This is a genomic window from Maribacter sp. MAR_2009_72 (assembly GCF_007827235.1).
GTDB lineage: Bacteria > Bacteroidota > Bacteroidia > Flavobacteriales > Flavobacteriaceae > Maribacter > Maribacter sedimenticola.
The window spans coordinates 3,942,319-3,957,988 of sequence record NZ_VISB01000001.1 but is presented as its reverse complement, the minus strand read 5'-3'; the positions used below and the strand labels follow the sequence as shown (position 1 = coordinate 3,957,988).

The following is a 15,670-nucleotide window of genomic DNA, read 5'->3' as shown; positions in this document are numbered from 1 at the left end:
ATTAAAATCTTAAATTTTACGCAATAATTAAGAAAAGTTGCGTAATATTGTTGCGTTAAATACCACCAAATGTCCAAAAAGATTACTATTTACGATTTGGCACAAATGCTAAATGTGTCGCCCGCAACAGTAAGTAGAAGTTTAAACAACCATCATTCCATCAGTGATGCTACCAAAAAGCGCATACTGGAAAAAGCGGAAGAAGTGGGTTATAGAACCAATAAGTTCGCTGCCAATCTTAGCAATCAAAAATCCAACACCATTGGGGTCATTGTACCACGATTAAATTCCTATTTCATGTCTACCGTGCTAGCCGGTATAGAGCAAGTTGCCAATGAGGTAGGTTATAATTTGATTATTAGCCAGTCCTTGGAGTCTGAAGAAAAAGAAAAGATCAATGCAAAGACCTTACTTGATAGTGGTGTAGATGCCCTCTTGGTATCTCTGGCCAATGATTCTAAGGATTACAAACATTTTGAGCATTTTACAACACGTAAAATTCCATTATTATTTTTTGATCGGGTAATTGACCTCCCCCATTGTCCTACAATTTTAATAGACAACCTTTCTGCTGGCTATGAAGCCGGAAAACATCTTATTGAACAAGGTTGTACCAATTTGATGCATATAAGCGGGAATCTTGAAAGAAAACTATATGAGGATCGGTATAAAGGTTTTAAAAATGCATTGTTGGAACATCAATTGGAAATAAACGATTATACCCTAATAGAAACCGACCTGGACCCTAAAAACATACAATCTGTAATTGAAACCATTATGGGTTCTCCAAAAAAAATAGATGGTATTTTTGTAGCTAGTGACAACTATGCCGCCAATTGCATAAAAGAATTAAAAAAAGCGGGGATACGAGTACCACAGGATATAAAAGTGGTAGGGTTCAATAATGATCCAGTTTCTGAAATAATAAGTCCAAATCTCACCACAATTAATTATCCGGGGCACAAAATGGGAGTTTTGGCAGGTGAAAGTATTATTGCCCACTTAAAAGGTTCCATAAATTTACAGTCTACCAATACCATTCTATTACGTCATCAACTTATAACAAGAGAATCATCATCCAATTAATAAAAACCAATGAAAACAACACGTATTCTTGCCCTCCTATTTTGTTTATTAATAGGCCATTCCTTTTTGTTTGCACAAAGTCTAGAACCTATAAAAATTACCGATAATTGGCTGGCACAACTAGAAGAGCATATACCCTCGCCTACCGTTAAACCCACCAATAAAAGGAAGGTACTCGTCTTTTCCAAAGCCACGGGATTTGATCATTGGACCATTCCGCATAATATAGAGATGCTTAAACTATTTGGCAAAAAAACGGATGCCTTTGAAATACATGTAGGTTTTGATATTGATAATTTTGATAAAAAAAATTTAAAGAAATATGATGCCGTTGTACTCAACAATTCCAATCCTACCGGTCCTAAAAGAGATTTGTTCTACGACTTGTTAAAAAACTATACTTCTCTCTCTGAAGAGGATATAGTATACAAAGCCAAAACCTATGAGCAGAATTTAATGGACTATGTAAAAAAAGGGGGCGGTCTCATGATATTGCATGGTGCAATAGTGGTACAAAATAATTCCAAGGAATTTAGTGATATGACAGGTGGAAGTTTTGATTATCATCCAAAACAGCAACAAATGCATATTAAGGAAGTAGACAGCAAGCACCCTTTGGTAAAAGCCTTTAAGGGAAATGGTTTGATACATGTGGATGAACCCTATTTTTTCAAAAATTCCTATTTCAACTATAATTTCAGACCTTTATTATATTTTGAGGTGGATACAATAGAAGACGTTAAACACGAGCCATCAAATAATATTAACTATGTAGCTTGGATCAAACGATATGGAAAGGGAAGGGTCTTTTATTCTTCACCATCGCACAACGCACAAAGTTTGGAGCATCCTGAACTGTTACAGTTCTTAATGGATGGGTTACAATATGTCACCGGAGATTTAAAGGCGGACGATAGTCCTATGCAACGGCCAAACTAAAATATTTGCAATCCTTTAAAACAGGATTTATATAATAATTCCAAACCAATTAATTCAAAGACCATGAGCAATTTCTTAAACAGTAATTTTTTACTTGAAAATAAATTTTCTCAAGAATTATATCACGATTATGCGTGTAAAATGCCCATTATAGATTACCATAACCACTTACCGCCAGAGTTAATTGCCAATAATAATCAGTTTGATAACCTCACCAATGTTTGGATAGACGGTGACCACTATAAATGGCGTGCAATGAGAACGTTGGGCATTAAGGAAGATTATATTACCGGTAATGCTACTGACGAAGAAAAATTCTTGAAATGGGCACAAACGGTACCTTATACCATGAGAAATCCACTATACCATTGGACCCATTTGGAACTACAGCGATACTTTGGAATAGATGAATTACTTACCCCAAAGAGTGCACATAGTATTTATAAAAGCGCCAATGAACAATTAAAAGAAGCCAATTATAGCACCCAAGGGCTTCTTAATACCATGAATGTGGAATTTTTGTGTACAACAGAAGATCCAACGGATAGTCTGGACTACCATAAGATCATTGCAAAAAGTACATTTAAAACCAAGGTCAGCACAGCCTTTAGACCAGATAATGCCATACATATAGATGCACCATCATTTAATGAGTACATTGTAAAACTATCAGATGTTTCAGGTGTAGTTATTAACTCCTTAGATACCCTACAGGAGGCCTTACGTAAAAGAATACTCTATTTTCATGAACACGGATGTAGGATTGCCGATCATGGACTGTCTCATATGTACGCATCGGAATTTAGTGAAAACCAGGTCAATTCCGTTTTAAAAAAGAAACTGGACGGTAAATCTATTACCGAAGATGAGATACATATCTTTAAAAGCGCTGTGCTTATGTTCCTCTCCAAAACCTATCATGAATTGGGCTGGGTACAACAATTTCATTTAGGGGCATTACGTAATAATAATACCCGTATGCTCAACCAATTGGGACCAAATACGGGGTGGGACTCCATAGGTGATTGGTTACAGGCGGAACATTTGTCCAACTACTTAAACCAATTGGATGGGCAGGACCAATTATGCAAAACTATTATCTACAACCTTAACCCAAGGGATAATGAAGTGTTTGCCAGTATGATCGGTAATTTCAATGATGGCTCCTTAAGGGGTAAGGTACAATTTGGTTCCGGATGGTGGTTTTTGGACCAAAAAGATGGCATGACAAAGCAGATAAATGCCCTATCAAATATTGGGCTTATTAGTTGCTTCATTGGTATGCTGACGGACTCCAGAAGCTTTCTTTCATTTCCCCGTCACGAATACTTTAGAAGAATTCTTTGTAATCTATTCGGCACAGAAATAGAAAATGGGGAACTCCCTAATGATATGCAATGGATAGGGAGCATGGTTCAAGATATTTGCTACAATAATGCAAAAGAATATTTTGAACTTTAATAAAGTATATTTTTAAAAGCTGAACGTTTAAGGAATAGTCATAAAAGGAAATTGCGTACAATATATCTTACTTGTATTGTAGTGTTTCAATCCAAAAATCACCTAGTAAAGACATATTTGACAAACACTCCATACATATAATTGTAGGTTTTTACCTACAATTATATACTGTTCAACAACAATAATTAAGCATATCCCTTCAATTTTTTTACTTTGGACCAAGTTTAAAAACGAATCATCACAAGATGTTCCATACTATAATTTGGTATCGCCACCCTTTATTTGTCCTATTGTTGCTGTTTTGTCTTATCCCTATCGGCAACTTACCGGCGCAAACCTCAGAAAAGGATAGTTTATATCAGCAAATACAGGCATATCAAAAACTTAAGAATTACCAAAAAGATACCGCGTATATTAATCTGTTATATACGTATGGTAGAAAATTAAGTTATTATAATTTGGATAGCCTTTTAATTATATCCAATTCATCAATTAAGTTAAGTAAATCTATAGGTTATAAATCTGGGGAAATACAAGGTTTAATAAATCTAGGTAGCTATTATTCTGAAATAGGCGAACAGGATAATGCCATTGCCAAATTCCATACCGCTAAGGAAATGGCAGAGCAATCCCAAGATTTAGAACTGGCATTTAGGTCAAAAAACTTATTGGCCATAGAATACGAATACAAAGATGAATATGCCAAAGCCCTTAATGAATACCTGGAAGGAATTGAACTTGCAAAAACCTCAAAAAACAATACCTGGCTCACCACATTTTATGTAAACACATCACATTTATACAGTGTACAGGAAGATTATGAACAATCTATCTTCTTTTTAATAAAAGCCACAGAAATCAATAAACAGGGTAATGACGACAAAATTACTGCTATGACCCTTGCAAATTTGACTTCATCATATTTAGAGATAAATGATTTAAACAATGCTACTAAAAGTGTAGATGAAAGCATTACCATACTTGAAAATTTAAACTATACGGAATGGCTCACTTTTGCCTACGAATTAAAAGCGGACATATACTTAAAACAACAAAAATATGATGAGGCTCTTCAATGGTTTATGAAGAGTGAAAAAATTCATGATGACATTGAACAGCCAAGGTATAAGATTCCTTTATACACAGGTATTTCAAAAGCTTATATAGGACTCAAAAATTATTCGCAGGCGAAAACATATGCAGAAAATTCCTTGGCAATTGCAGAGCAATTAAATATTCTGGATAACCAACAACAAAATTTACAATTACTCTATGATATTAATAAAACAACCAACAATACAACAGGTGCCCTGCACTATTTAGAGCAACTTAAAAAAGTATCGGATACCATAAATGAAAACAAAAACGAAAAGGAATTAAGAATATTAAAGTCCACTCTTAAATTTGACCAGGAAAAAGAACGCTATCTTGCTGAAAACGAACAAAAAGTAACCCGTCAAAAATATTACTTTTATGGTGCTCTTTTGGCGGTAATGGCAGCCCTGATCATAATTTTTATTCTAAAAAGAAATAATAAAGTTCAAAACCGGCTAAATATAGAGCTCAAGAAAAAGGAAAAACATCTTAACCATGCCAACAATACTAAAAGTAGGTTGTTTTCCATTATAGCCCATGATCTTAGAGGCCCCATAAGTTCATTCAAATCCATGTTCAATCTCGTAGGATCAGGTGAAATCAGTACGGAGGATTTTATGAGTTTTACACCTCAAATGAGTAAGGATATAGACAGTATTTCATTTACGCTGAACAACTTACTTTCATGGGGACAGACCCAAATGGATGGTATGGTCACCAATATGGAGATAACCAATATAAAAGAAATTGTTGATGAAAATATATCTCTTCTTTCCAAAACCGCAATTCAAAAGTCCATTGCCATACATTCCAAGGTAGAGGACAATGTCCTTACTTGGTCAGATAAAAACCAAATTAGTATCGTAATTAGAAACTTGACCAGCAATGCCCTTAAATTTACACCGGAGAACGGTGTTATAATTATTGGAGCAACTGAAAAGGAAAAGTACTATGAAATTAATGTTAAGGATACCGGTATAGGGTTATCCAAAGAAGCCCTAAATAAATTATTCAAAAAGGATGAAACCTTTACCACATATGGCACCAACAATGAAAAAGGCACAGGACTTGGTCTAGTGCTATGTAAAGAAATGATTGAGAACAATAAGGGCAGAATCTGGGTAGAGAGTACCCTTAACGAAGGTACCTGCTTCTATTTCACGGTACCAAAGGCAAATTCCCAAATTGCGAATAGCTAAATATTTTATATGGTCAAGGACGTTTAATATCGTGATTAACCGTACATAAATTCCCGTAAGTTGCAAACAACACAAAAAAACAACCGTTTTGTAAGCTTTTAAATATAGTTTTGCCCTCAAGCAGAAATTCTATCGTATTAAATACAAGGTTTGAGGAAAGCAATATTTTACATGATCATTAGTACCTTTTCATTTAGTTTAATGAATTCGTTCGTAAAGTATCTAAGTGATTTCCCAACTTTTGAAATTGTTTTTTTTAGAGCGGTAGGCTCATTGGTATTAGGCACTTCCTACATTTTGGTAATGGGAATCCCCATCTTGGGAAATAAACGAAAATTAATGGTTTTGAGAGCTTTAGCCGGTCTTACCGCTATGAGCCTCTTTTTTATGTCATTACAATATCTACCCGCTGGTACTGCGGTTTCTTTACGGTATATGGCCCCAATATATGCAGCTATAATCGCTGTTTTTCTTTTAGGGGAGAAATTAAAAAATGTGCAATGGTTCTTGTTTTTACTTGCCTTTAGTGGTGTTTTGGTTTTGAAAGGTTTTGATAAGGAATTAAATTCTACCGGCCTAGTATTGGTCTTATCGGCCTCGGTATTTAGTGGTTTGGTGTATGTTTTGATACGGAAAATTGGAAATAGTGACCATCCATTGGTAATTGTAAACTACTTCATGTTCATTGCAACCGTAGTAGGGGGATTACTTTCTATAAAAGATTGGATCTTACCAATAGGATTAAATTGGATACGCTTGTTGAGCTTAGGACTATTTGGGTTTTTTGGACAAGTATTTATGACCAAAGCTTTCCAAATTGCAAAGACCAATATGGTAGCCCCATTAAAATATATTGAAGTCATTTTTACCATTTTGATCGGTGTAACTTGGTTTGGCGATGTCTATACCTTATGGAGTTGTGTAGGTATACTTATGATCGTTACGGCCTTGGTGGCCAATGTTATTGTCGGCAGAAAAACCTGAGAACAAAAAAACTACCGATAATAAATCATCGGTAGTTAAGGGTAAATGGTCAGTATTTATCTATTATTTCCTATATCCCTGTTCGGCTAAACTATTATTGCCATCATTTAATGAAGAGAAAATTACTTCAGTAACTTCTTGTTCAATTTCCGCAGCATTATTATAATAATATAATGCGGATAGTATAATTGCCATTAATACTATGCTATTGGATATCATTTTGGAATCAATACATCTCTCCTTATTGCACATAATACTTTCTTATTAGAGTAAGTAATTTAGAAATTTTAATTTTAATTAACAAATTTTTAAGAAAATTGAGGCTTACCAGTTTTAATTATTTGAGCATACGTTTTAAAATAATGTTAAGTGAAATGTTAATATTATAAGAGATTTAACAGTTAAAAAAACTTCTAATGAATACCATTAAATATCGTTGGAAAAACGTCAATAAATGCGTGAAACAGGCTATACTTTTGAATCATGTAAAATGAATGTATAATTATAAAAGATACAACACATGAAAACATTAAAAACAATAACAAGTAGTCTATTATTATTTTTGGCTATTGGTTTACATGCCCAAAATGATAAGGACCAAAAAATCATCGCAGACGCCAATGATGCCAAGGACAAGCTAATGACCATGGAAGTAGGCCTAGATCAATTTTTTACCAGTTCTGCAGGGTATGTCATTTTTCCTAATGTAGGTAAAGGAGGCCTTATTATTGGTGGAGCCTCTGGAAATGGTGTGGTTTATGAGAATGGAGACATTATAGGAATGGCAGATTTGAAAAAATTAAGTGTTGGCTTACAAGCAGGTGGACAAGCTATTACAGAAGTCATCTTTTTTGAAACTGCTGAGGACTTGGCAGAATTTAAAGAAGGGGATTTTGAATTCTCAGCAGAAGCGTCTGCCGTTGCCCTAAAGTCAGGAGTAGCCGTAAATGCAAAGTATAAAGATGGTGTTGCCGTTTTTGCCCTACCTAAAGCTGGTTTAATGGCCGATGCTTCAGTTGGTGGACAAAAGTTTGATTTTACTCCTATAATGAAGTAATTTCGATTTTTTATCATTTGATGTAAAGCCGCCCAATTGGGCGGCTTTTTTTATTATCCGTTTGCGGTAAAGCCTGGGTAACAGGTCATACCACCATCTACGAAAATGGTAGTCCCATTGATATATTCAGATTCATCAGAGGCCAACCAGCTGGCAACACTTCCAATATCGTCCGGTACACCAATTTGTTTGTAGGGTATTAATTTTAGCATGCCCTCCCTACCTTCCTTGGTACTCCAAACATCCTTATTGATATCCGTTTTAATTGCTCCCGGTGCTATAGAATTGCATCTAATTTTATCCGGTCCGTATTCCTGGCAGATAGTTTGCATCAACATGACCAAACCTCCCTTAGAAGCTGCGTAATTAGCATGACCGGCCCAAGGAATAACCTCATGTACCGAACTCATATGAATAATTTTACCCAGGGATTTCGAAATTTCCGGACGCATTCCCCTTCTTTTAAATTCAATAATGGCTTCCTTGGCACATAAAAACTGACCAGTTAGATTCACATCGATAACGCGCTGCCAATCCTTTAACGGCATCTCGTGCAGCGGATGGTCTAGCTGCAGACCGGCATTTGCCACACAGACATCAACCGTTCCATATTCGGCTATGGTTTTCTTGAACATTGATTGCACCTCTTCTTCTTTACTGACATCGCATTTTATTACTATAGCGTTACCGGACAAGCTATTTTGGGTAATCCAGTGAGCGACTTCTTCCGCTTCTTCCCTACTGCTATGGTAATTGATTACGATATTTGCTCCTTCTTGGGCCATAGCCTTGGCTACCGCTTCTCCAATACCATCACTAGATCCGGTGACGATACAGGTTTGCCCCTCTAATCTTTTATTTGGTTTTTGCATGAGTCTACATTTTATCTATTAAAGGTATACCCTATTAAGTTGATTACTTGTCCCAAATACAAAAATTTATAGCACACGTTGTAGGTTAACAAAAAAAATGACAGTAACCACCTTTTATGGGTTACTGTCAATCTAGAAATTTATAGGAAAAAAGTTATTTCCCGTTAAAGAATATCATAATACCTATTACGATAAGGACAATGATAATGGAAACGGTAATGTCTACCCAATTATAACTGCTCTTGTTCTTATTTTTTTCCTCTTCGGTTATCGTGCCAAATGTGAGGTTAACTATTTGTTCCTTATCAGGAACTTCGGTCAAAAGACTAACCACAACCATAAATATTAAACAAAACAAAAAGAACCATGCCCCAAAGCTTAGGAAATTCATATCCCCTAGATAGAACAAGATTCCATCTGGATCCAAACTGCCTTTGACCAACTCAAGCGCAATTCTACAAAAGGCGACCACAATACCCATTACCAGTGTATAAAAAGCACCGGTAGCATTGATTCTCTTATAGAATATCCCTAATAAAAATACTGCAGTAATAGGAGGCGCAATATAGGATTGTACACTTTGTAAATATTCATAAAGTACGCCAGATATATTGGCCATAATTGGTATCCAGATAATTCCAATGATCACTACAAATACCGTTGCGATCTGGCCTGTTCTTACCAACTTTTTTTCCGGTGCATTGGGCCGTAATTTTTTGTATACGTCTACCGTAAACAAGGTAGAACATGAATTAAAAACAGAAGCCAGGGAACTCATTAAAGCTGCCAAAAGTCCGGCTGCTACCAGCCCACGTAATCCAGATGGCAACAAATTACTCATTAATACAGGAAAGGCTTCATCTGCACTTTCCCAATGCAATTCCCCACGCATTTTTAAAGTTAAGGCGATCACTCCAGGAATCAAGAACAGGAACACGGGCAAAAGTTTTAACAATGCGCCAAAAATGGTTCCCCTACGGCCTTCTTTAATGTTTTTTGCCGTTAATGTTCTTTGCACGATATATTGGTCCGTACACCAATACCAAATACCTACAATTGTACTGGTAATGAACAATGATGGCCAAGGAAAATCTGGATCGGTTGCAGGTCTCCACATATTAAAATATTCCGGCCCCAAGGTGTCTACCATACTACCCCATCCACCAACTTTATCCAAGCCTATGAATGTCAATACTGCGGCACCCACGACCAATAAAATGGCCTGTAATGTCTCTGTATAGACCACGGCTCTCATACCTCCTAAAACGGTGTAGACACCGGTAAGGACCACAGTGGCAATAGCACCGGTCCAAAAATCTATTCCCAACAAAGCGGAAACTACTACCCCACCAGCATAAATGGTTACGGATATTTTGGTCAACACATAGGCAACAATGGAAAATATGGACAAAACCCATCTTGATCGGGCGTCAAAACGTTTTTCCAAAAATTCAGGCATGGTAAATACGCCGCTTCGTGCATAGAAAGGGAGAAATATCCAGCCCAACATTAAAACTACCCACGCGTGAATCTCATAAATCAATAAGGGTAACTTGTTACTTGCTCCGGTGCCGGCCAGGCCTACAACATGTTCAGATCCAATATTGGATGCAAAGATTGAGGCACCGACCACAAACCAGCCCACATTTCTACCGGCCAGAAAATAATCTTCGGTATTGTTTTCCTTTTTTCTGATGACCCATACCGCTACCCCAACGAGTAACAGAAAGTATAAGGATATACTGATCCAGTCAAAATTGTCTAATTGTTGCATGGTAATGGTTATTTAGTATAAAAATTAAAAGTGGTCTTGGTTTTATATTTATCGTCCGGTGTTAAGGTTACGGAAGGAAAGTTAGGTTGATTGGGCGAATCTGGATAGTGCTGTGTCTCTAAACAGAAACCGCTTCTTTTGGCATAGGTACCCCCATCTGGGCTTGGCAATGTTCCGTCCAGAAAGTTACCCGAGTAAAACTGCATTCCCGGTTGGTCGGTTAACACTTCTATGGTTCTCCCGGTTTCCGGATGGTGCGCAGTTGCTACGGAACGATACCCTTTATCCACATTATTCAATGCCCAACAATGGTCATAACCACCACCTAGGGCAATTTGTTCGTTCTCTTCATTGATACCCTCACTAACCAATTTGGCCGTTCTAAAATCAAAAGGCGTTCCTTCTACAGATGCCAATTTGCCTGTTGGAATCAGCGACCCATCCACAGGTACAAATTGATCGGCATCTATCTCTATTTCATGATCAAGAATAAGCTGTGAAAAATCGCCCGAAAGATTAAAATAAGAATGCTGTGTAAGGTTTACTATGGTCGTCTTGTCCGTGGTGGCTTCATACAGCACATCCAAACTATTGTCAGCATTCAACGTATAGGTAACCGTTGTATTTAAATTCCCCGGAAAGCCTTCTTCCATATCCTTGCTCAAATAACTAAGTTTCAAGGAAGCTGAAGACTCATTGACCTGGGTACCTTCCACTGTCCACACCACTTTGTCAAAACCTACCAGTCCTCCATGCAAATTATTCTCGCCATTATTTTTGGCCAACGTATATTCGGTATCATCGAGACTAAACTTGCCTTTTGCAATACGGTTGCCATAACGCCCGATCAAGGCACCAAAAAAGGGGTTGTTCTCTTCATATTGCGCCAAATTGTCGAAACCCAAGACCACATTCTCCTTACGGCCTTCCTTATCCGCAGCTTTTATTGAAGTAATACGGCCACCATAGGTAATAATAGCAACCTCAATACCCTCTTTATTGGAGAGCGTAAATTCCTCTACTTCATCACCAATTTTTGTAACACCGTAATCTGCCTTAGAAATGGTAACAGGATTCGACGTTGTTGCATCGTCATTTTTATGATCGGTCTTCATTGTTTTTTCTTTACAGTTAACGTTACACACAATTATGCTAATCAGCACAAATAAATAACTTATTTTAATAATTGGTCTCATAATATATGGTTTGTCATAGGTTGTTTTTAAATAAATGATAATATGCCTCATTGGCATTAAGTTGATTTTTAAATTCCCTAATTGTTGTGTTTTTATCTATCACCACTAATTCTATCCCTGCCATATCTGCAAAATCCTCCATAAATTCCGTGGTCAAAGCCTGGCTATAAACTGTATGATGGGCCCCACCAGCAAGTATCCATGCCGTTGCTGCAATTTCCAGATTTGGATTTGCATCCCATAATACCCTTGCCACAGGTAAATTAGGCAATTTCCCCATGGGTTCAACAGCATCAACTTCATTGACCACAAGACGGAACCTGTTACCTAAATCTACCAAGGAAACGTTAATGGCCGGACCGGCAGGGGAGTTAAACACCAAACGAACGGGGTCTTCCTTACCTCCTATTCCCAACGGATGTATTTCGCAAGAGGGTTTGGCATCTGCGATAGATGGACAAATTTCCAACATATGGGAACCCATGACATATGCCTTTTGTGGAGTAAAATGATATGTATAATCCTCCATAAAAGAAGTACCGCCCACCAAACCGCTGGCCATTACTTTCAAGGCCCTTAGCAATGCCGATGTTTTCCAATCCCCTTCTCCACCAAAACCATAACCATCTGCCATGAGACGTTGCGTAGCAATACCTGGTAATTGTTTTAACTCCCCAAGATTTTCAAAGGTATCTGTAAACGCTTTAAAGCCACCTTCATCCAAAAATTTACGAAGGCCCAATTCTATTTTGGCGGCATCGATTAATGATTGTCTTTGAGTTCCTCCCGCTTTTAATTTATCACTTAACTCATAACTCTCTTCATATACTTTCACTAAAGCATCTACCTCATCTTGGGTAAGTGTATTCATATGTTTAACTACATCAGAAGAATCATAGCCATTGACAGAAAAACCAAAACGTAACTGTGCTTCGACCTTGTCACCATCGGTCACGGAAACCTCTCTCATATTATCACCAATACGCGCAACGTTCAGGTTCTGAAACTCATTCCATCCCATGGCTACACGTGCCCAATTGCCCAATTTCTTTTGTATTCTATCTTCTTGCCAATGACCAACAATAATTTTTCTATTCTTGCGCATACGGGTCATCATATGGCCAAACTCACGGTCACCATGAGCGGATTGGTTCAGGTTCATAAAGTCCATATCTATGGTTTCCCATGGTACTTCAGCATTGAACTGTGTATGCAAATGACATAAGGGTTTATTCAATACGCTTAAACCTTTGATCCACATTTTCGCCGGGGAAAAGGTATGCATCCAAGTTATGATACCGATACAATTTTTAGTGGAACTTGCCTTAAGACAGATATCCGTTATCTCCATTGGAGATTTTACCGTTGGTTTATAAATAATTTTTACCGGTATTTTGCCCGAAGCATTAAAGCCTTCCACAATTTGTTGGGAATCATCAGCTACTTGTCTAAGCGTATCTTCCCCATATAAATCTTGGCTGCCCGTAACAAACCATATTTCCTTGTTAAACATAATAATTTTTATAAAGTGTTATAGTTATTGACCGTAATAGGCATTTTTACCATGTTTACGTTCGTAGTGTTTCTTGATCAATGCCTCTTTAAGGCGAGGTGCGTTAGGATTGATTTGAAGGGTCAGGTAGGCCATTTGCGCAACAGTTTCCAATACCTTGCTATTATATACCGCTTTGGCCGCGGATGTTCCCCATGCAAACGGACCATGGTTTCCAATAAGAATCATTTCTACCTCGTTGGGCGATAGATTTCTTTCCTTAAAACAATCTATAATCTGTATACCTGTATTATGTTCATAATTGCCTGCTATAAGCTGGTCGTTCATAGGTTCTGCACAAGGTATATCAACGGTTAAATGATCCGCATGTGTGGTTCCAAATATGGGAATATCTTGTTGTGCCTGTGCCCAAGCAACCGAATATGTGGCATGCGTATGGGCTATACCACCAATATGGTTCCAATTTTTATATAAATAAGCATGGGTCTTAGTATCCGATGAAGGTCTCATACCCCCCTCAACAATAGTATTCTCATAATCTAGGATTACAATATCTTCCGGTCTTAATTTTTCGTACGGTACTCCGCTCGGCTTAATTGCAAAAACACCATTATTTCTATCAACAGCACTAACATTACCAAAAGTGTAAATAACCAAGCCTAAATCATTAAGCTCAATATTTGCTTCAAAACATTCCTCTTTTAACGCTTTGTATTTTGAACTCATAATGCTACTTTTTTTTAATGGATGATTCAATGAATTCTCCCAGTTCAGTATACGAATCCATCAAATTGCCAAAGGCATCAATGGTATCCTCTTGTGGATAATATTCCGCTTCAAAAGCACTCCCCATATGGGCACTTGCTTCTACCACATTTGAATAGATACCTGATGCAACCGCTGCATAAATAGCGGCACCCAAAGCAGGTGCTTGATCGGAGGCAGCTACTTTTATAGGCAAATTCATGACATTTGCTAGGGTTTGCATAATATAGGGGGATTTTCTAGCTACCCCGCCAATACCAATAACCGAATCTATTCGAACTCCTTCTTCTTTAAATCTGTCGGCAATTTTTTTGGAACCAAAACAAATAGCGCTTACCAATGCCTTAAAAATATGTGGCGCCTTACTCCCTAACGATAAATTTGAAATTGCACTTTTAAGATTTTGGTCTGCATCTGGCGTTCTTCTACCATTTATCCAATCTAATGCTGTAGGTATACTTTCAGATAATGGAATAGCTTCGGCCGCATCAGATAATTTTCTAATGAAGTCATTTTCAATTTCATTTTTCAAATCAGCTTTCTGCTGTTCCGATAAAATATTAGATGTCATTACCAGATTATCAATAGGCCAATCCAATACATTTTTAAACCAAGCCAGTAAATCGCCAAAAGCGGACTGTCCCGCCTCTAACCCTACTAATCCCGGTATCACCGAACCATTGACCTGACCACAAATACCTTTTATAGTTTTACCGTCTATATCCTTGTCCGTAGCCACCATGATATCACAGGTGGATGTACCCATAACGCGTACAAGAGCATGCTCATCTATTTTAGCACCAACGGCTCCGGAATGTGCATCGAACGTGCCCACTGCGATAATCGTATCTGTTGTTAAACCAAGTTTATCTGCCCATTCTTTACTTAATTGGCCTGCAACCTGATCAGAGGTAAACGTTTCATTATATAGGCGATCTCTCAGATCTGCCAAATATGGGTCTAATTGTTCCAAAAATTCTTTAGGGGGAAGTCCGCCCCAGCTTTCATGCCACATGGCTTTATGTCCTGCGGCACACCTACTGCGTTTGAATGTGGCCAAATTCTTGTCCTCAATTAGCAAATAGGTCATGAGATCACAGTGTTCCATCCAGGTATAGGCATGGTTTTTAACCCCCTTATCTTCCTTGACCACATGCGCAATTTTAGCCCAAAACCATTCTGATGAATAAATACCACCAACGTATTTTGTAAAGTCCTCACCGCCCCATGTAGCACCAAGTTCATTTATGCGTTCTGCTTCTGTAATAGCAGTATGGTCTTTCCAAAGTACCATCATCGCATTAGGGTTTTCAGTGAAACCATCTACCAAGGCCAATGGCTTACCATCTTTGGTTACCGGTACCGGTGAAGAGCCCGTAGTATCTATACAAATACCCTTTACATCACTTGGATTCACCTTACTTTGGGAAACAACGGCTTTTATAGTGATTTCCAATCCTTCTATATGATCTAAAGGATGCTGCCTAAATTGATTGATAGATGGGTTGCAATATTGCTGTTCTGCCCATCTTTTGTACCAATGGACCTTAGAGGTAATCTCCTCTCCGTTACTGGAATCGATAAGTACGGCCCTAACGGAATCTGAACCATAATCCAAGCCTATTACATAACCTTTCATTCTCACTTTTAAATTTTAGGCTATAAATATACTATTAATCTCATAAGTGTAATTGATACACTTTAAAAAAATAGAATTATATATAATAGC

The 15,670-nt window shown here is 37.5% G+C and carries 13 protein-coding genes; 6 read left to right on the top strand and 7 right to left on the bottom strand.

The features are described 5' to 3' along the window. Positions 1-69: 69 nt before the first annotated feature. From JM81_RS16580 to JM81_RS16560, 5 genes are all read left to right on the top strand, one after another. Positions 70-1,086 (top strand): LacI family DNA-binding transcriptional regulator, encoded by a 1,017-nt coding sequence (locus JM81_RS16580; protein WP_144805054.1) that lies wholly within the window; start codon positions 70-72, stop codon positions 1,084-1,086. Positions 1,087-1,095: 9 nt separating this feature from the next. Further along, positions 1,096-2,025: a ThuA domain-containing protein gene (locus tag JM81_RS16575; protein ID WP_144805052.1), complete on the top strand. Its 930-nt coding sequence runs from the start codon at positions 1,096-1,098 to the stop codon at positions 2,023-2,025. A 63-nt stretch (positions 2,026-2,088) separates the two neighbouring features. Continuing rightward, positions 2,089-3,486 carry a glucuronate isomerase gene (gene uxaC, locus JM81_RS16570; RefSeq protein ID WP_144805050.1) on the top strand — a complete coding sequence of 466 codons (1,398 nt, stop codon included), beginning with the start codon at positions 2,089-2,091 and terminating at the stop codon, positions 3,484-3,486. A gap of 245 nt (positions 3,487-3,731) precedes the next feature. Beyond that, on the top strand, positions 3,732-5,780 hold the full coding sequence (locus JM81_RS16565; RefSeq protein ID WP_144805048.1) for a tetratricopeptide repeat-containing sensor histidine kinase: 2,049 nt from the start codon (positions 3,732-3,734) through the stop codon (positions 5,778-5,780). A 150-nt stretch (positions 5,781-5,930) separates the two neighbouring features. Beyond that, a complete protein-coding gene (locus tag JM81_RS16560) occupies positions 5,931-6,764 on the top strand; it encodes a DMT family transporter (protein ID WP_261375118.1) in 834 nt (277 codons plus the stop codon). A 63-nt stretch (positions 6,765-6,827) separates the two neighbouring features. Here the strand turns inward: JM81_RS16560 and JM81_RS16555 are convergent, their stop codons facing one another. After that, complete coding sequence (locus JM81_RS16555) at positions 6,828-7,016, bottom strand: hypothetical protein (RefSeq protein ID WP_144805046.1); 189 nt, start codon at positions 7,014-7,016, stop codon at positions 6,828-6,830. A gap of 268 nt (positions 7,017-7,284) precedes the next feature. Between JM81_RS16555 and JM81_RS16550 the strand changes: the two genes are divergently transcribed. Further along, positions 7,285-7,821, top strand: a complete 537-nt coding sequence (locus tag JM81_RS16550) for a YSC84-related protein (RefSeq protein WP_144805044.1) — start codon at positions 7,285-7,287, stop codon at positions 7,819-7,821. 53 nt (positions 7,822-7,874) lie between these two features. Here JM81_RS16550 and JM81_RS16545 read toward each other — a convergent pair whose 3' ends face one another. The 6 genes from JM81_RS16545 to JM81_RS16520 all read right to left on the bottom strand — a co-directional run bounded on the left by JM81_RS16545 (position 7,875) and on the right by JM81_RS16520 (position 15,580). Next, positions 7,875-8,693 carry an SDR family oxidoreductase gene (locus JM81_RS16545; RefSeq protein ID WP_089259634.1) on the bottom strand — a complete coding sequence of 273 codons (819 nt, stop codon included), beginning with the start codon at positions 8,691-8,693 and terminating at the stop codon, positions 7,875-7,877. 154 nt (positions 8,694-8,847) lie between these two features. Further along, on the bottom strand, positions 8,848-10,467 hold the full coding sequence (locus tag JM81_RS16540) for a sodium:solute symporter (RefSeq protein ID WP_144805042.1): 1,620 nt from the start codon (positions 10,465-10,467) through the stop codon (positions 8,848-8,850). 8 nt (positions 10,468-10,475) lie between these two features. After that, positions 10,476-11,582 (bottom strand): aldose epimerase family protein, encoded by a 1,107-nt coding sequence (locus tag JM81_RS16535; RefSeq protein ID WP_261375117.1) that lies wholly within the window; start codon positions 11,580-11,582, stop codon positions 10,476-10,478. A 94-nt stretch (positions 11,583-11,676) separates the two neighbouring features. Continuing rightward, positions 11,677-13,176, bottom strand: coding sequence for an L-arabinose isomerase (gene araA / locus JM81_RS16530; protein ID WP_144805038.1), 1,500 nt, complete (start codon positions 13,174-13,176; stop codon positions 11,677-11,679). 24 nt (positions 13,177-13,200) lie between these two features. Further along, a complete protein-coding gene (locus tag JM81_RS16525; protein ID WP_144805036.1) occupies positions 13,201-13,902 on the bottom strand; it encodes an L-ribulose-5-phosphate 4-epimerase in 702 nt (233 codons plus the stop codon). Positions 13,903-13,906: 4 nt separating this feature from the next. Beyond that, positions 13,907-15,580: a ribulokinase gene (locus tag JM81_RS16520; protein WP_144805034.1), complete on the bottom strand. Its 1,674-nt coding sequence runs from the start codon at positions 15,578-15,580 to the stop codon at positions 13,907-13,909. Positions 15,581-15,670: the final 90 nt, after the last annotated feature.

Bases quoted from the DNA above. Each gene is read 5' to 3' on its own strand.
- JM81_RS16580 (WP_144805054.1), top strand. From the start codon at position 70: ATGTCCAAAAAGATTACTATTTACGATTTGGCACAAATGCTAAATGTG.
- JM81_RS16575 (WP_144805052.1), top strand. From the start codon at position 1,096: ATGAAAACAACACGTATTCTTGCCCTCCTATTTTGTTTATTAATAGGC.
- uxaC (WP_144805050.1), top strand. From the start codon at position 2,089: ATGAGCAATTTCTTAAACAGTAATTTTTTACTTGAAAATAAATTTTCT.
- JM81_RS16565 (WP_144805048.1), top strand. From the start codon at position 3,732: ATGTTCCATACTATAATTTGGTATCGCCACCCTTTATTTGTCCTATTG.
- JM81_RS16555 (WP_144805046.1), bottom strand. From the start codon at position 7,016: ATGTGCAATAAGGAGAGATGTATTGATTCCAAAATGATATCCAATAGC.
- JM81_RS16550 (WP_144805044.1), top strand. From the start codon at position 7,285: ATGAAAACATTAAAAACAATAACAAGTAGTCTATTATTATTTTTGGCT.
- JM81_RS16545 (WP_089259634.1), bottom strand. From the start codon at position 8,693: ATGCAAAAACCAAATAAAAGATTAGAGGGGCAAACCTGTATCGTCACC.
- JM81_RS16540 (WP_144805042.1), bottom strand. From the start codon at position 10,467: ATGCAACAATTAGACAATTTTGACTGGATCAGTATATCCTTATACTTT.
- JM81_RS16535 (WP_261375117.1), bottom strand. From the start codon at position 11,582: ATGAAGACCGATCATAAAAATGACGATGCAACAACGTCGAATCCTGTT.
- araA (WP_144805038.1), bottom strand. From the start codon at position 13,176: ATGTTTAACAAGGAAATATGGTTTGTTACGGGCAGCCAAGATTTATAT.
- JM81_RS16525 (WP_144805036.1), bottom strand. From the start codon at position 13,902: ATGAGTTCAAAATACAAAGCGTTAAAAGAGGAATGTTTTGAAGCAAAT.
- JM81_RS16520 (WP_144805034.1), bottom strand. From the start codon at position 15,580: ATGAAAGGTTATGTAATAGGCTTGGATTATGGTTCAGATTCCGTTAGG.